Origin of the sequence: uncultured Intestinimonas sp. (assembly GCF_944387725.1) — a bacterium.
Taxonomy (GTDB): Bacteria; Bacillota; Clostridia; order Oscillospirales; family Oscillospiraceae; genus Intestinimonas.
This window is the reverse complement of sequence record NZ_CALXGA010000007.1, coordinates 35,051-50,864: the sequence shown is the minus strand read 5'-3', so window position 1 is coordinate 50,864 and position 15,814 is coordinate 35,051. Positions and strand designations below refer to the sequence as shown.

At 65.4% G+C, this 15,814-nt stretch carries 13 protein-coding genes; 7 read left to right on the top strand and 6 right to left on the bottom strand.

Going from position 1 to position 15,814, the window contains the following annotated elements:
- Positions 1 to 232 precede the first annotated feature (232 nt).
- From Q0K09_RS02225 to Q0K09_RS02210, 4 genes are all read right to left on the bottom strand, one after another.
- Positions 233 to 1,609: a hypothetical protein gene (locus Q0K09_RS02225; protein WP_294472318.1), complete on the bottom strand. Its 1,377-nt coding sequence runs from the start codon at positions 1,607 to 1,609 to the stop codon at positions 233 to 235.
- A complete protein-coding gene (locus tag Q0K09_RS02220; RefSeq protein WP_294472316.1) occupies positions 1,599 to 3,383 on the bottom strand; it encodes an ATP-binding protein in 1,785 nt (594 codons plus the stop codon). Before Q0K09_RS02220 ends, Q0K09_RS02225 begins: the two co-directional genes overlap by 11 nt.
- Positions 3,384 to 3,696: 313 nt before the next feature.
- On the bottom strand, positions 3,697 to 4,395 hold the full coding sequence (locus tag Q0K09_RS02215) for a response regulator (RefSeq protein WP_294472314.1): 699 nt from the start codon (positions 4,393 to 4,395) through the stop codon (positions 3,697 to 3,699).
- Between the two features lie 65 nt (positions 4,396 to 4,460).
- Complete coding sequence (locus Q0K09_RS02210) at positions 4,461 to 4,997, bottom strand: NUDIX hydrolase (RefSeq protein ID WP_294472312.1); 537 nt, start codon at positions 4,995 to 4,997, stop codon at positions 4,461 to 4,463.
- Between the two features lie 197 nt (positions 4,998 to 5,194).
- Here Q0K09_RS02210 and Q0K09_RS02205 point away from each other — a divergent pair, with 197 nt between their 5' ends.
- The 6 genes from Q0K09_RS02205 to Q0K09_RS02180 all read left to right on the top strand — a co-directional run bounded on the left by Q0K09_RS02205 (position 5,195) and on the right by Q0K09_RS02180 (position 11,176).
- Positions 5,195 to 5,683 carry a hypothetical protein gene (locus Q0K09_RS02205; RefSeq protein WP_294472310.1) on the top strand — a complete coding sequence of 163 codons (489 nt, stop codon included), beginning with the start codon at positions 5,195 to 5,197 and terminating at the stop codon, positions 5,681 to 5,683.
- 242 nt (positions 5,684 to 5,925) lie between these two features.
- Complete coding sequence (locus Q0K09_RS02200; RefSeq protein ID WP_294472308.1) at positions 5,926 to 7,227, top strand: UDP-N-acetylglucosamine 1-carboxyvinyltransferase; 1,302 nt, start codon at positions 5,926 to 5,928, stop codon at positions 7,225 to 7,227.
- A 77-nt stretch (positions 7,228 to 7,304) separates the two neighbouring features.
- Positions 7,305 to 8,093, top strand: coding sequence for an MBL fold metallo-hydrolase (locus Q0K09_RS02195; RefSeq protein WP_294472307.1), 789 nt, complete (start codon positions 7,305 to 7,307; stop codon positions 8,091 to 8,093).
- Positions 8,094 to 8,106: 13 nt separating this feature from the next.
- Positions 8,107 to 8,589, top strand: a complete 483-nt coding sequence (gene rlmH, locus Q0K09_RS02190; RefSeq protein ID WP_294472305.1) for a 23S rRNA (pseudouridine(1915)-N(3))-methyltransferase RlmH — start codon at positions 8,107 to 8,109, stop codon at positions 8,587 to 8,589.
- 121 nt (positions 8,590 to 8,710) lie between these two features.
- Positions 8,711 to 10,438: a phospho-sugar mutase gene (locus Q0K09_RS02185; RefSeq protein WP_294472303.1), complete on the top strand. Its 1,728-nt coding sequence runs from the start codon at positions 8,711 to 8,713 to the stop codon at positions 10,436 to 10,438.
- Between the two features lie 144 nt (positions 10,439 to 10,582).
- Entirely contained in the window at positions 10,583 to 11,176 is a 594-nt protein-coding gene (locus tag Q0K09_RS02180; protein WP_294472300.1) for a hypothetical protein, read from the top strand.
- Between the two features lie 213 nt (positions 11,177 to 11,389).
- Here Q0K09_RS02180 and spoIIP read toward each other — a convergent pair whose 3' ends face one another.
- Both spoIIP and Q0K09_RS02170 read right to left on the bottom strand, forming a co-directional pair.
- Positions 11,390 to 12,556 carry a stage II sporulation protein P gene (gene spoIIP, locus Q0K09_RS02175; protein ID WP_294472293.1) on the bottom strand — a complete coding sequence of 389 codons (1,167 nt, stop codon included), beginning with the start codon at positions 12,554 to 12,556 and terminating at the stop codon, positions 11,390 to 11,392.
- Between the two features lie 67 nt (positions 12,557 to 12,623).
- Complete coding sequence (locus Q0K09_RS02170; RefSeq protein ID WP_294472291.1) at positions 12,624 to 13,448, bottom strand: methyl-accepting chemotaxis protein; 825 nt, start codon at positions 13,446 to 13,448, stop codon at positions 12,624 to 12,626.
- A gap of 213 nt (positions 13,449 to 13,661) precedes the next feature.
- Here Q0K09_RS02170 and Q0K09_RS02165 point away from each other — a divergent pair, with 213 nt between their 5' ends.
- Entirely contained in the window at positions 13,662 to 15,797 is a 2,136-nt protein-coding gene (locus tag Q0K09_RS02165) for an ATP-dependent helicase (RefSeq protein WP_294472289.1), read from the top strand.
- The last annotated feature ends 17 nt before the right edge of the window (positions 15,798 to 15,814 follow it).

Sequence of the window (15,814 nt, the reverse complement as noted above, 5' to 3'; positions counted from 1 at the left end):
GCCTTCGTTTACCTTGCCGCCATTGCTATTTTGTTGCTTTAGTACAAGCCTCCTGATTTTTCAAACAAGCCCTAGTACTCTACCAAGTTAGAACTTGCAGATTGAATTTCGAGCGTAATTTTTGCAGAACAAGGCAGAGGACGCCGGTGGGCTGACGCCCACCAAGGACGATCACGAAGGGATGCGGAAATTCCGCCGAAAAGCAAATGCAAGGTTCTGGCTTGGCAGAGTACTAGAAGGCCCCCCAGTCCGCGCTCACCGTGCCGCTCCTGAGGTCGTCATAGTAGTAGAGCATCAGCTCGGAGCCCTCCAGCCCCATGGCCTCCAGGGCGGCGGTGGCCTGGAGCTCCGGCAGGACCTGGCGCCCCTCCTCCAGATAGGTGTAGCTGCGCAGCTGGAGCTGGTAGCCTGTAATGGCCTGTCCGGTGATTTCCACCCGGGCGGCCCAGCCGTTCGTCCCCACATAAACCGGGGCCCCGTCCAGTTGATAGCCGAAGGTGACGGCCGCGCCGCCCCCCTCCAACTCCTCCAGGCCCGTGGCGTAGAGCCGGGCCTCCCCGTAGAGAGGGGTGGAGGCCGTCTGGAAGACCGTCTCTACAAAGGCCCAGGCGCTGCCCACCAGCTCCCAGTCCTCCGGGTCCTGGCTCAGGCCCTGGATGGGGTAGCGGGGGTCGGCCAGTTCCGGGGCGGTGTAGGTCACCAGCCCCGATTCCGACACCCGCAGCCGCTCCGATCCCTCCTGGACCACCACATCCCGCCCCGACTGGTAGGAGGCCGACTGGGGCTGAAAGGAGAGGTTCCGCACCAGGGCGTCGAAGGCCTCCCCGTAGCCGCTGCCGCCGGAGCTCTCGATGGGCGCCGGGTTGGAGGCCGAGTAGCAGCCCGGCCGGGGGGAGGCGGTGCCCTCCAGCAGGGTGTAGGGGTCCAGAACAGCGTAGGCCTCCCCGCTCTCAAAGGCAAAGGCGGCCCCGTTGGGGGCTGCGGCCTCCGCAAACCGGATCAGCCGGTCCGCCAGGTCTCCGGAGGTCTGGGAGACATAGCAGAGGCCGCTTTCGGCGTCGATATAATAGAGGAGGGCCTGACCCCCTTCCCCGATGGTGAGGAGCAGGCGGCGGGCGGAGGCGGTGAGGCTTGCGCTGGAGGTGCGGCCGCCGCTGAGCCAGGCCGCCAGGTTGGGCAGGGGGAGATCCCCCAGGAAGTCCAGGTAGACCCCCGGCACGTTGGCGGTGAGGGCCGCCCGGAATTCCTCGGCGCTGGCCTCCTCCGGGGGGGAGGCCCCGGCCAGGGCGTCGGCCAGGGGATTGATGAGGTCGTGGAAGCAGGGGTCCAGGGCGGCGTTGCCGTACTGAATCCCGGCGCTGCCCTGGGGGCTGAGAATCACCATGCGGACGGGCCGGGGGACGCTGCCCTGGGTCCACTGGCCCACAGTCTGGGCGGCGTCCGTCTCCTCCGGCTCCGGCAGGAGGGAGAGGAGGGAGGAGAAGAGGCCCTGGTCCCCCTGGCCGTAGAGCTGGGTGCGGCCCGACAGGTAGAGGGCCGAGAGGGCCAGGGCGGCAATGAGGACGTTTTTGCCCCACTCGATGAGGCGGCGCTTCCGGTTATTTTCCATGGGCGGGTCCCTCGACGGGCAGCTCGACGCGGATGGTGGTGCCGGGGCCCGGCCGGTCCACCAGGGCGATGATGCCCTCATGGCGGTCCACAATTTCCTTGGCGATGGACAGGCCCAGGCCGGTACCGCCCGACTCCCGGGAGCGAGCCTTGTCCACCCGATAGAACCGCTCGAAAATCCGGGGCCGGTCCTGGGGCGGGATGCCGATGCCGTTGTCGCTGACCTCCATCCACACCCGCAGCGCGTTGCGGCCGGCAGAGATGTGAATCCGCCCGCCGTCGGGGGTGTACTTGATGGCGTTGGAGACGATGTTCATCATCACCTGGAGCACCCGGTCCCGGTCGGCCACAATGTCGGGGAGCTGGTCCGGCAGGTTCAGGGTGAGGGTGTGGCCGCGGCGCTGGACCTCCATGAGCACGGCGTTGCAGATATCCCGGACCGCCGCGCCGAAGGGAAACTTCTCCAGCTTGAGCTCGCTGCGTCCGGAGTCGAACCGGGAGAGGGTCAGCAGGTCCTGGACGATGTGGGTCATGCGGTCGGACTCGTTGAGGATGACCCCCAGGAAGTTTTTCTCCATCCCCGGGGGGATGTCCCCGATCCCGTCCGCCAGGGTCTCGGCGTAGCTGCGGATGTTGGTAAGGGGGGTGCGCAGCTCATGGGAGACGTTGGCAACGAACTCCCGGCGCATCTCCTCGTTCCGGCGCTGGGTGGTGACGTCGTGGATGACCACCAGGACGCCCCCCTCGTCCCGCTCCTGGTCGAAGGGGGCCATCAGCAGCTCCAGGGTCCGGTTTCCGGCAACGCACTCCCTGTCCAGATAGGCAGGCTGCTCCAGGGCCAGGACCTCGGAGATGGGGGCGGCATCGGCGAAGAGGTCGGCATAGGTGACGCGCTCGTCGATGACCCGGCCCAGCATGTCCTCGGCGGCGGGATTTTTCTGAATGACGGCGCCTGTCCGGCTGAAGGCCACCACGCCGTCAGTCATATGGAGGAAGAGGGTGTCCAGCTTGTTGCGCTCGTTCTCGGCCTCCCGGATGGTGGCCTGGAGCTGCCGGGCCATGGAGTTGAAGGTGGCGGTGAGAATGCCAATCTCGTCCTTGGAGCCCACCTCCAGCTTGCGGGAGAAGTCCCCGGCGGCCACCCGCCGGGCCCCGTCGGTGAGGCGCTCAATGGGGGTAATCATGGTCTTGGCCAGCAGGAAGGACAGGAGCACGGAGGAAATCAGGCCGAAGATCAGGGACTGGATGATGAGCATGAAGAGGGCGCTGTTGAGCTGGGAGGCGCTCTGGCGGTTGTCGTAGATCTGGATGATGTAGGTCACGTCCCCCCGGGTAATGGGAATGGCCACGTCCATGTAGTCGGCGGTAATGTCGCTGCTGGAGGCGGGTTCTCCGGTGCGCAGGGCGCTGAGGACGTTGGGGCTCTTGTTCAGGCTCTCCCCCAGATCGTCGTCGGAGCCGGCCAGGTAGGCCCCTGTGGCGGCGTCCAGGATGAAGTAGTTCCGGGTGCGGCCGTCCACCCCCAGCTCGCCCATGTTGGCCCGCAGGACATCCTCCAGGCCCTCTACGCCGTTCTCCTCCCCGTCGTAGGGATTGGTGAGGTCCTCGTAGAACTCCCGGTTCTCGTCGGAGAACATATTGCTCATGCGCTGGTTGAAGTCGTTGAGATAGAAGCGCACCACGGCGTTCATCAGGAAGACGCCCACCACCAGCATCAGAGACATGATGAGCAGCACCATAATGAGCACCAGCTTCATATGCAGGGAGCGAAACATCCGGGCGTCCTCCTTTCTGCCCCATGCGGCGCTGCCGTATAGGGCATTTCTTCACAAACGGCCGTACTCAGGCGTTGAAGAGGTACCCCAGCCCTCTTCTGGTAATGACAAACTGCGGAGAGGCCGGGTCGTCCGCCCCATGCGGCGCCGCATGGGGACCCCATTGGGATGGAACATGCTCGGGGCAAATAAATTGCCCTGCGCCAAGGTTTCGGGCCGTTGGCCCGAAACGCTTGTACGGCGCTGACGCGCCGCCCCATCTGCGATGGGGCCCTGTGGAGGACGCCCCAGCCTCCGCAGCGCTGTGCCGTACTCAGGCGTTGAAGAGGTACCCCAGCCCTCTTCTGGTAATGACAAACTGCGGAGAGGCCGGGTCGTCCTCCACTTTTTCCCGGAGCCGGCGGACGGCGACGTCCACCGCCCGGACGTCCCCCACATAGCCCTCGTAGTTCCACACATTTTCCATCAGCGCCTCCCGGGAGAAGACCTTTCCCGGGTTGGAGGCCAGGAACTTGAGCAGCTCGTATTCCCGCTGGGTCAGGTCCAGGGGCAGGTTGTCCTTGTAGGCCATCAGCAGCTCGGTGTCAATGGCGATGCGGCCCAGCTCCATCCGGCCCGCAGGGGCCGTCCCGGCGGAGGGGGCCATGGTGCTCCGGCGGATGTTGGCCTTCACTCGGGCCAGAAGCTCCCGCATGGAAAAGGGCTTGGTGATATAGTCGTCTGCCCCCAGCTCCAGCCCCAGCACCTTGTCGGTCTCCTCCTCCCGGGCGGTGAGCATGATGATGGGGGTGGTGCGGCCCTCCGTCCGCAGGTCCCGGCAGACGTCAAAGCCGCTCTTCCTGGGCAGCATCAGGTCCAGCAGAATGAGGTCGGGGTCCTGCTCCAGAGCAAGCTGGAGGCCGGCGTCGCCGTCGTAGGCCTCCAGGGTGGCGTAGCCCTCCTTATTCAGGTTGTAGCTGAGGATGTCCACAATATTCTTCTCGTCCTCCACGATGAGGATGGTCTTTCCCATGGTGTGCCTTCCTTTCGTTCGAACTCAAGGCCCGCAGGAGCTGACGCTCCGGCGGGCCTGGCTGCTCACAGGCCCAGGAAAACCTTGGTCTTCAGCAGGCCCGCGACGGTCTTGCCGTCCTGGAGCTCTCCCCGCATAACCTGGTCCAACAGCTCCGGGAAGGGCACCCGCCGGTACGCCAGAAACTCGTCTGGGTCCAGGTGCTGCTTCCCCTGGCGGAGCCCCCTGGCCAGGTAGAGGTGGATGACCTCATCGGAAAAGCCTGGGGAGGAGAGCATCCCCCCCAGGTAGGTGAATTCCCCGGCGGTGAGGCCGGTCTCCTCCTCCAGCTCCCGGATACCGGCCAGGCGGTGGTCCTCTCCCCGCTCCAGCTTGCCGGCGGGGAGCTCCGTGATGACCCGGCCAATGGGGTATCGGAATTGTCGGACCACGGTGACCGTGCCGTCGTCGTGGTAGGGGACCACGCACACGCCCCCGGGGTGGGAGACCACCTCCCGCTTGGCGCTTCTGCCGTTGGGCAGGCGCACATGGTCCACCCGCAGGTCTACGATGACCCCCTTGAACACCGGCCTGCTGGATACCGTCTTTTCCTCAAACTCCATGCTTCTCCGCTCCTGTCCGCCCGGAGGCGGCCCGGGCCTGAATTTGTTTTCGCCCTCTAGTATATCATGAATTTGGAAAAACTGCAATCATTCCCGTTATCTCCAGGGATTACAGCTTCTACCCGGAGGACCGGTCCTCTATAATGGAGGGTACAAAACTGTCTCTCGCCCCGGCGGGAGAGACTGGAGGTACGGATATGACGATGCAGCCGGTGGGAGGGCGGGGAGCCCTCCTCACCATGACCCGGGAGGAGCTGTGGGCCCGGGGGACGGACCCGGAGGCGCTGAACCTGGAAGAGGCCCTGGCCCTGGTCCGGGAGGGGGCCGCCCTGGCGGGCCTGACCCTGGAGCACCCCCTGGAGCTGGAGGCCTATCCCCAGCGGGATGGGCTGCTGCTCTTTGTCCGCTCCCTGGCCCCCCGGCGGGTGTGGTACCCCTTCCCGGAGCTGGAGGGGCTCCTGGCCGCCGCCCGGGACCTGGGCGGCCTGTGCGCTCAGGCCGAGGCGGTTTGGCAGGGGGATCGGCGCTGGCTGACCCTTCCAGAGGAGGCCCAGGGGGCCCGCCGCCTCCTGGCGGGGCTGGGTCTCCCCCAGGAGGGGCCCCCGCCCCAGGAGGCCGGACGCCTCCGGCTGTGCGGCCGGGCCCTGGCCGTTCTTTTTGACGATTCCAGGGAGCGGCTGGAATAAAACCGGCCGGTTCCGGGCACACCACTTCGTGAAATCTTTTCCAGAAAAGAATGCCGTAACATTTGCGTAAAATTTCTTTTGATTTTACATACTAGGAATGATATAATATCCTTGTATTGGAGCGGGCGGACGGCATTGGACCCCCGCCGGAGTCAGCATTTACCAGGGCCGGGGGAAAAACCGGCCCTTGATACGCGCCCCCGGCCCCGCCGGGGAGCTGCGAGAGAATAGAAGGTGCGGTATTGACGAAGTATGTGATCCAGGGAGGCAGGCCGTTGTACGGGGAGATTGACATCAGCGGCGCCAAGAACGCCGCGGTGGCCATTATTCCCGCCGCCCTGTTGGTGGACGGGGTGTGCCGGATTGAGAACATCCCCCAGATCAGCGACGTGACCCTGTTATTGAAGATTCTCCAGGAGCTGGGCGCCGACGTGCGCACCGTGGACCGGACCACGGTGGACATCGACTGCACCCACATCCAGAACGCCAAGGTGCCCGACAGCATGGCCCGGCAGATTCGGGCCTCCTATTACCTCATCGGGGCCCTGCTGGGCCGGTTCGGCCTCTCCCAGGTGCCCCCGCCGGGGGGCTGCCATCTGGGGGCCCGGCCCATCGACCAGCACATCAAGGGCTTTGTGGCCATGGGGGCCGACGTGGACGTCAGCGGCGGCTATATCAACGCTTCGGCACAGGGGGGGCGCCTGCGGGGGGGACAGGTCTACCTGGACATCGTCTCCGTGGGGGCCACCATGAACATCATGCTGGCGGCCACCCTGGCCAAGGGCATGACCATCATCGAAAACGCCGCCAAGGAGCCCCATATTGTGGACCTGGCCAACTTCCTCAACTCCATGGGGGCCGACATCATGGGGGCGGGGACCGACGTCATCAAAATCCGGGGGGTGGACCGCCTGGGAGGCGGGACCTACTCCATCATTCCCGACCAGATCGAGGCCGGGACCTATATGGCCGCTGTGGCCGCCGCCGGGGGAGAGGCGCGCATTCGGAACGTCATCCCCAAGCACCTGGACTGCATCACCGTCAAGCTCATGGAGATGGGGGTGGAGGTGGAGGAGTCCGACGACTTCGTGGTGGTCCGCCGGGACCCCAACCGCCGCCTGACCCGGGCCAACGTCAAGACCCTGCCCTATCCCGGCTTCCCCACCGATATGCAGCCCCAGATTGCCGTGGCCCTGTGCCAGGCGGAGGGCACCAGCGTCATCACCGAGGGGGTCTGGGACAGCCGCTACCGCTATGTGGACGAGATCCGCCGCATGGGGGCCCGCATCCAGGTGGACGGCAAGGTGGCCGTCATCGAGGGGGTGGACCGGCTCACCGGGGCCCCGGTGCAGGCCTGTGACCTCCGGGCGGGGGCGGCCATGGTCATCGCCGGACTGGCCGCCCAGGGCACCACGGAGGTGGACTGCGTCCACTTCATTGAGCGGGGCTATGAGGACATTGTCCGCAAGCTCTCCGGCGTGGGGGCCGACATCCGGGTGATGGTCATCCCAGACGAGGGAAAGCCCCAGGCCTCGGCGGGCTGAAAGAAAGACGCAGCCGGAGCGGCGGAACACGTTGCCCCGGCTGCGCTGCCGAAAAACCGTACATAGGAGCGATTTCCTTGCTGACACTCACCACGCTGGCCAGCGGCTCCTCCGGGAACTGCGCCCTCCTCTCCGACGGGGAGACCCATGTGCTCCTGGACGCGGGCATCTCCTGCCGCCGGATCACCGGGGCCCTGGGGGCCCTGGGCCTGGAACCGGCCGCCCTGGCGGGCGTGCTCATTACCCATGAGCACACCGACCACATCTCCGGCCTGGCCGCCCTGGCCAAGCGGTACCGGGTGCCAGTCTACACCAGCCCCGGCACCGGACGGCAGCTGTGCTACCGCATAGCCGCCCTGGAGGACTTGCTCCATCCCGTGGCCCCAGGCGCGGCCTTCACCCTGGGGGGCCTGGACGTGGAGACCTTTCCCACCCTCCACGACGCAGCCGCGCCCATGGGCTTTGCTGTCTCCGGCGGGGGGCGGAAGGCCGCCGTGGTCACCGACCTGGGGGTGGTGACCCAGGACGTCCGGGCAGGAATAGCCGGGGCTTCTCTGGTGCTGGTGGAGGCTAATTACGACGAGGAGCGGCTCCTGTCGGGGCCCTATCCCCTCCCCTTGAAGCGGCGCATCCTGGGGGAGTGTGGCCATCTGTCCAACGAGGCGGGGGGCGCCCTGGCCCGCTCCGCCGTGGAGGCGGGGACCCGGACTGTGGTGCTGGCCCACCTCTCCGCCGAGAACAACACCCCTGAGCACGCCTATGCCGCTGTGAGCACTGCCCTGCTGGACTGCGGTGCTCAGCCTGGGCGGGACGTGCTTTTGGAGGTGGCCCCCCGGTCCGGGACCGGGCCCACCTACCCGGTGTAAGGAGGGGCCTTCCGTGAAGAGCATCCATCTTATCTGCGTGGGCAAGCTGAAGGAGCGCTTTTACCAGGACGCCTGCGCCGAGTACGCCAAGCGGCTGTCGGCCTACTGCAAGCTCCAGGTGGTGGAGCTGCCGGAGGAGCGCCTGCCCAGGGACCCCGCTCCGGCCCAGATCGAAAAGGCTCTGGAGAAGGAGGCGGCGGCCATTCGGGGCAAGCTCCCCCCCGGCGCCTGGGTGACGGCCCTGTGCGTGGAGGGCCGGATGTGCTCCAGCCGGGAGCTGGCCGACTGTCTGAACGCCTGGGAGGGAAGCAGCGCCCGGCAGATGGTCTTCCTGGTGGGGGGCTCCCACGGGCTGGACGAGAAGCTCAAAGCAGAGGCCCGGATGCGGCTCTCCATGTCCCCCATGACCTTCCCCCACCACCTGGCCCGGGTGATGCTTTTGGAGCAGATCTACCGGGCCTTCAAGATTCGGGAGGGCTCCGGCTACCACAAGTAAGTCTCCGCAGTTTTTGCGGAGGATTTGCCCATTTCCCTGGTAAAATGGACAGATCCCCATTGAAGCCGAAGGGACTTTTGTGTTATACTGATAAGTACCACACAAAGAGGAGGTCCTTCCCATGTCCTACCGTGATACCTATGAAAAATGGCTCCACAGCGCCGCCCTCTCCCCGGAGGAGAAGGCCGAGCTGGAGGGCATCGCCAACGACGAGAAGGAGATCGAAAGCCGCTTTTTCGCCCCTCTGGAGTTCGGCACCGCCGGTCTGCGGGGAACCATGTGCGTGGGCCTGCACCAGATGAACGTCCATGTGGTCCGGCACGCCACCCAGGCCTTCGCGGAGGTCATCCTGGCCGAAGGGGCCGAGGCCGCCCGGCGGGGGGTGGCGGTGTGCTTCGACTGCCGGAACCACTCCCAGGAGTTCGCCCGGGAGACCGCCTGCGTCATGGCGGGCAACGGCATCCCCGTGCGGCTCTTCGACGCCCTGCGCCCCACCCCGGAGCTCTCCTTTGCCGTCCGGGCGTACCACTGTATCGCCGGCGTGAATGTCACCGCCAGCCACAACCCCAAGGAGTACAACGGCTATAAGGTCTACTGGCAGGACGGGGCCCAGCTCCCGCCCCGCCACGCCTCCGCCATTGCCAAAAAGATGGAGGAGCTGGACATCTTCACCTCCATCCGGCGCATGGACTACGACCAGGCGGTGGCCCAGGGGCTCATCACCCTCCTGGGGGCGGAGACCGACGAAGCCTTCCTGGAAAACGTCATGGGACAGCTCAACGACCGGGCGGCGGTGGAGAAGGTGGCCGGCACCTTCAAGATGGTCTACACTCCCTTCCACGGCACCGGCTACAAGCTCATCCCGGAGGTCCTCCGCCGCATGGGCATGAAGCACGTCCTGTGCGTCCCGGAGCAGATGGTCATTGACGGCAATTTCCCCACGGTGGCCTCCCCCAACCCGGAGAACCCCGAGGGCTTCTACCTGGCGGTGGACCTGGCGAAGAAGGAGGGGGCCGACTTCATCCTGGGTTCCGACCCCGACGCCGACCGGGTGGGCATTATGGTGAAGAACGACCGGGGGGAGTACGTCACCATCTCCGGCAACCAGACCGGAGTGCTGCTGCTGGACTACCTCATCGGGGCCAAGCGCCGCACCGGCAAGATGCCGGAAAACCCGGTGGCCCTGAAGACCATCGTCACCACCGAGATGGCCCGGAAGGTGGCCGAGGTCAACGGCCTGAAGTGCTACGACACCTTCACGGGCTTCAAGTTCCTGGCGGAGAAGAAGGACGCCCTGGAGTCGGCCGGGGAGGGCAAGGTGATCTTCTCCTACGAGGAGAGCTACGGTTATATGCTGGGGGACTATGTCCGGGACAAGGACGCCGTCACCGCCGCCCTGTGCCTCACCGAGATGGCGGCCTGGTACGCCGGAGAGGGCATGACTCTGTACGACGCCCTGCTGAAGCTTTATGAGAAGTACGGCTGGTACGGGGAGAAGACCCTGAACCTGGTGATGCCCGGCCTGGACGGCCTGCGGAAGATGGCCGCCCTGATGGCGGACCTCCGGGCACAGCCCCCGGCGGAGATTGCCGGCGTGGCGGTGAAGGAGCGGAAGGACTACCAGGACGGCTCCGTGGTTGACGCGGCCACCGGCGTCAGGAGCGCCATGGAGCTCAGCGGCTCCAACGTCCTGCGCTATGAGCTTGCCGACGGCGCCAGCCTCATTGTCCGCCCCTCCGGCACCGAGCCCAAGGTCAAGGTCTACATCCTGGCCAGCGGCGGCTCCAGGGCCGAATGCGGCGAGAAGGTGGCCAGGTACGCCGCCTGGGCCGAGGGCCTGCGGAAATAAAGACGGATCGCGGCGGGGCGCCCCGGGCGCTGGACGCCGTGTGGAACAGCGGACGGCACATGGGCATAGAGCCTGTGTGCCGCCCTTTCTGCCAATGGCCTGCGGCCTCCGGGGGCGGCTTGCAAAGGGAAACGAGGTTGTGGGATGGAGCGGGAGACAATCAAAACCATTTGGTATGAATTCGAGGCGGCGGCTGGGTCCTTTGACCTGCTGGACAGCAACGCGGATGTGGTCGTTACCCTCAGCAGCGGGAGAAGATGGGCCGCGAGCTTCTTCACTTACCAAAATATCAAGACTCTGCGGAAAATGAATACACTGTCTGGGGAATGTCTTCGCGGGACCTATTTTTGTGCAGACAGCATGATCTTGGTTTCTGAACTGTCCAAGGAAGTGATTCAGGCGGTCCTCCAGGATATCATCCAGAATGGTGCGCTGGCCCGATTCTGTACGCGCTTGGAGACGGAGGAGGACCAGGAGACTATGGGAAGCAGGGAATTGATGGACCGGATTGCGGGAATCTCCGGAAAGGAGGGCTTTTTGGCCTTTTTGGAGGAACTGCGCCGGGATTTTCTGTCACATCCAAGGGCGTGGGCCAACACGGCCATCGACGGGTATCTGGAGGCCATGGCGCGGTGGGTGGAGGACGTTTCTGCCTCTGGATGGAACGATATCAACTGGGACAGGGTGGACTACAAGACCATGGCAAAGATCTTATATATGGGCAAGATCTATGCGTGAAGGGTTTGCCCCGCCGGTTGGGATGGGACTGCGAGCTGCGCCCCTTTGTCCTTCCAGGGAGCGCCACGACAACCGAACGCTGCCTGCCAAGGCGCGGCCAGCGCCCAATCCCGCCGTGGTCCCCTGGCCCGGTAAAAAAATCACCCAAACACAGGGCTGCAAGCCCTGCATTTGAGTGACGCCATGACTGCCCAGTGGACGCATGGAACGGTTTTACTGATATTCCAGCAGCACGGCCCCGGCGGCCCGGGCGAACATCCGGGCGGCGGCGAGGGCCTCCTGGAGGGTATTGCCGTGGGCTCCCACCTCCACCAGCAGGGAGCCGGTGGCGGTCTGCTGGTTGTAGCGGTTCTCCCGCAGGCCGATGGGCCGGGCCAGGGTGGGCCAGAGGGTATTCATCTCCTTCTGAATTTTCACCGCCAGGCTCAGATTCTCCTGCCAGCCTGGGTGGTCGTAGAGGGCGTTGGAGCCCATGACCAGCATGACCTGGGCCGCCTGCTCCCCGCCCACGGTGGTGATGGGCTTGTAGATGGTGCCGTCCTCCCCCACCAGGGCGTCCCGGTGGACGTCCAGCACCACCCGGATGCTGGGGTACTGCTCCAGCCAGGCCTCCACCGCCGCCAGGGACCGGTCGTAGGCCCCGTTATACTCCGGGTAGTCGTAGAGCTGGGTATCGTGGACCACGGTGAGGCCCATCTCCGTAAGGACTCTGGCGATCTCATCCCCCACCCGGACCACGTTTTTGGCGGTGTCCAGGGTTCGGCACTCCCCGGTGGGGACATAGGTGTCCGTGCCGTCGGGGGTGTATGCCTCGCTGCCGTGGGTGTGCACGATGAGGACCTGTGGGCCCTCCTTCGGCAGCTCCAGGCTCAGATCGGCGCTGGCCAGGGCGGCCACGTCCAGGTCCAGGCCGGGGCGGTTTTCAATGTAGACCCCCTGGGCGGAGTCGTAGCCGTCGCCGCTGACTGGCGTCAGGGTCCGGCCCACAATATCCTCCGGGGCGGTGGTCACCGCCGGAAGGACCTCCGGGTCCTCCGGGTCGTCGGGCTCCGTGGGGGCGGGGGTGTCCTGGGCCGGCTCCGCCGCCGGGGCGCTGTCGGGGACCTCCTCCACCCCGGCCATCAGGGCCGGGGACTGGCTGAGGATCAGCTGCTGCCAGCCCGTCAGACCCTCCGAGTCCGCCGGGTCCTCTGGCAGGTTCCCCAGCTCGGCCCGCAGGGCGGCTGAGACAAAGGCGGGGCTCTCCGCCAGAGTGCGGAGGGCCACAGCCGCCGAGCCCGTGTCCGCCGTCAGAGACAGCAGCCACACCGTCACCGTGGCAAGAAAAAGGGCTGCGCCCCTCCGCAGCAGCCTGGGCCACTGGCCTTGTCCCCTTTGCATGGCTCCTCCCCGCCCTTTCCTCAGTCTCTCTACGAGCATATGCGGGCGGGGGCGGGGTTATGACCCCTCAGATCAGGGCGGAGGAGATCCTTTGAAGGGTGGAAGCGGTCTCGTTGACCTGGCGGATGGTGGAAAAGATACTCCCGATCTCCTCGCTGATTTGGGTCACCAGGGTGTGGAGAGCCTCCACCTCAGCGGAGTTCTGCTGGCTGCTGGAGCGGATCTGGGAGAGAATGTCGTTGATCTTCTCCACGGACTCCTTGGTGTCCTGGGCCAGGCTCCGCATCTCCTTGGCCACCACATGGAAAGCGCTGTCCCGGACGCCGGTCCGGGCGGCTTCGATGACGGCGTTGATGGACAGCAGGTCGCTCTGCTGAGAGACCTTGCGGACGAACTCGGTGATGCTCCGGGAGTTCTGGATGGCGCCGCAGGTCCCCTCCATGCTCTGGAGGAGCTGGTCGCTGCCGGTCCGCATCTCCTCGATGCGCCGGGCGATGCCGTCAGAGGAGTTGGAGAGGGTCTCAATGGCGGCAGCCAGGTCCTGGGAGAGCTTTTGGAGCTGGTCCTCGGTCTCGGTGGCCTGAAGGACGGCGCAGCCGCCGATGATCTGCCGGCTCCCGTCCCGCAGGGGAAAGGAGCGGACCAGGTAGGGGATGCCAAAGGTGTTGATGTCTCCCCGGAGAGAGATGGTGCTGCCCCCGTCTATGGAGCGCCGGACAGCGGTGTTGTCGGGAATGGGGTCGCCTGGCTTGATCCTCAGGTCCAGCTTGCCGCTGGGGAGATAAAAAATGTATTTTTCCAGGTCAGTAACAGCAATGCTGTACCCCATCGCCGCCCCCAGCGCCCGGAAGGCCGGAAGAAACTGCTGGAGCAAAACCTCGTTGGACTGCATTGTGAAACCCCCTTTTGAACTCTCGCCTCTTCCAGAATAAAGAAAAAGGATAAATAAAGTATAGCATGGAGTTCGGGAAACTGTCTATAGTAAGGAAGAGGCATATATGTATAACAATTTTGTATAGATACATTTATCAGACAGCATGGACCGCCCTCGACGCCGCAGCCTCTGTGTGCTATATTTAAAGTAAGTTTTTTCAGGAGCCCAGACATGACCTACCAAGAATTTCAAACTGCCTTTTCCATCCGGCTCAATCCCCAGCAGGAGGCCGCCGTGCGCCAGACGGAGGGTCCCGTGCTGCTTCTGGCGGTGCCGGGCAGCGGCAAGACCACCGTTTTGGTGACCCGGCTGGGCTATCTCCTGTACTGCAAGGGAGCCGCCCCGGAGGAGCTCCTCACCGTCACCTACACCGTGGCCGCCGCCGGGGATATGAAGCGGCGCTTTCAGGCCCTCTTCGGGGAGCGGTTCACCGGCCGGCTCACCTTTCGGACCATCAACGGCCTGTGCGCCTCCATCATCCGCTTCTACGCCCGGCGGCGGGGGAGCACCCCCTTTGCACTGGCGGACAACGAGGGCCGGCTCAACGCCGCAGTGCGGGACCTGCTCTCCAGGACCGGAGGGGCCTACCCCTCGGAGCAGCAGATCAAGGACGCCCGGACCCACATCACCTACTGCAAAAACATGATGCTCTCCGAGGCGGAGATCCACGCCCACCGGGTGGAGGGCATGGACTTTCCGGCGGTGTACTTTGCGTATCAGGACTTCCTGCGCCGGAGCCGGCTCATGGACTTCGACGACCAGATGGTCTTCGCCCTGCGCATCCTCCGGCGGGAGCCCGGCGTCCTGGCTCACTACCAGCGGCGGTACCGCTATCTCAGCCTGGATGAGGCCCAGGACACCTCCAAGATACAGCACGCCATTCTGGCCCTGCTGGCCCGGGAGCGCCGGAACTTCTTCCTGGTGGGGGACGAGGACCAGAGTATCTACGGCTTTCGGGCGGCCTGGCCCCAGGCGCTGCTGACATTTGAGGAGAACTGGCCGGGGGCCAGGGTCCTGTTTATGGAGACCAATTACCGCTCCACCCAGTCCATTGTGACGCGCGCGGACGCCTTCATCCAGCAAAATCAAAGCCGGCGCCCCAAGCACATGCGCACGGACCATCCCCAGGGGGAGCCCATTCGGAAGATAGAGCTGGCGGACTACAGCCGGCAGGCCAGCTATCTGCTCCAGGTGGCCCGGGACTGTCAGCGGCCCACAGCGGTGCTCTACCGAAACAACGACAGCGCCCTCCCCCTCCTGGACCTGCTGGATCGGGAGGGGGTGCCCTACGCCTGCCGGCAGCGGGAGGGCTTCTTTTTCACCAGCCCGGTGGTCCGGGACCTGACGGACATTCTGCGCTTTGCCTTCCACAACTGCGACCGGGAGGCCTTTCTGCGGTTTTACTACAAGCTGGACCTGAAGCTCAAAAAGCGCCTGCTGGAGGAGCGGCTGCGCTTCCAGCGGGAGGGGGAGACGGTCTTTGAGACCCTGCTGAACGCCGGCGGCCTGGAGCCCTGGCAGGCGGGCCGGGTCAAGGCCATGCAGACCCACTTTGCCAAGCTGCCCCGGCTCACCAGCTTCGCGGCCCTCCAGCGCATTGTGAAATACATGGGCTACGGAGAATATCTGAAGGAGCAGAAGCTGGATGCCTCCAGGCTGGACATTCTCCTGGCCCTGGCCAACCAGACCCGGGAGACGGGGCCCTTTCTGGCCCGGCTTCAGGAGCTCCAGGGGATCGCGGCGGGGGGCGGCCAGGCGGAGAGTCCCTTTGTGCTCTCCACCATCCACGCCAGCAAGGGGCTGGAGTATGACCGGGTGCTCCTCATCGACGTGGTGGACGGGGTGTTCCCCTCCCTCCGGGAGGAGGAGGGCCTGTCCCCGGAGGACCGGGCGGCTCTGGAGGAAGAGCGGCGGCTCTTCTATGTGGGGGTCACCCGGGCCAGGGAGCGGCTGGAGCTGCTGACCTACCGGGAGAAATTCGGCGCCCCCCGGGAGGCGGGGCTCAGCTTTGTCCGGCAGCTCTTGGGGGAGGAGGCCGCACCCCGGAACCAGCCGGCGCAGCCGCGTCCCCGCCCCAAGCCAGCGGCGGGCCCCACGGCGGAGCAGGCGGCGGTCTGGGAGAAGGACTACCTCCCCGGCGTGGAGGTGGTCCACAAAAGGTTCGGCCGGGGCCTCCTGCGGGACCGGGCCGGGAGCATCGCCACCATCTCCTTCCCGGAATTTGGCGTAAAGCGGTTAGACCTTATCGTTTGCCTGAAGCGGGGACAGATTGCCCTGGCCCATTTCCTGCCGGACAGCGGGCGCTGAGGGGGGCGCAGCATACA

Coding starts and splice junctions, on each gene's coding strand:
- Q0K09_RS02225 (WP_294472318.1), bottom strand. CDS start 1,609: ATGGAAAATAACCGGAAGCGCCGCCTCATCGAGTGGGGCAAAAACGTC.
- Q0K09_RS02220 (WP_294472316.1), bottom strand. CDS start 3,383: ATGTTTCGCTCCCTGCATATGAAGCTGGTGCTCATTATGGTGCTGCTC.
- Q0K09_RS02215 (WP_294472314.1), bottom strand. CDS start 4,395: ATGGGAAAGACCATCCTCATCGTGGAGGACGAGAAGAATATTGTGGAC.
- Q0K09_RS02210 (WP_294472312.1), bottom strand. CDS start 4,997: ATGGAGTTTGAGGAAAAGACGGTATCCAGCAGGCCGGTGTTCAAGGGG.
- Q0K09_RS02205 (WP_294472310.1), top strand. CDS start 5,195: ATGACGATGCAGCCGGTGGGAGGGCGGGGAGCCCTCCTCACCATGACC.
- Q0K09_RS02185 (WP_294472303.1), top strand. CDS start 8,711: ATGTCCTACCGTGATACCTATGAAAAATGGCTCCACAGCGCCGCCCTC.
- Q0K09_RS02180 (WP_294472300.1), top strand. CDS start 10,583: ATGGAGCGGGAGACAATCAAAACCATTTGGTATGAATTCGAGGCGGCG.
- spoIIP (WP_294472293.1), bottom strand. CDS start 12,556: ATGCAAAGGGGACAAGGCCAGTGGCCCAGGCTGCTGCGGAGGGGCGCA.
- Q0K09_RS02170 (WP_294472291.1), bottom strand. CDS start 13,448: ATGCAGTCCAACGAGGTTTTGCTCCAGCAGTTTCTTCCGGCCTTCCGG.
- Q0K09_RS02165 (WP_294472289.1), top strand. CDS start 13,662: ATGACCTACCAAGAATTTCAAACTGCCTTTTCCATCCGGCTCAATCCC.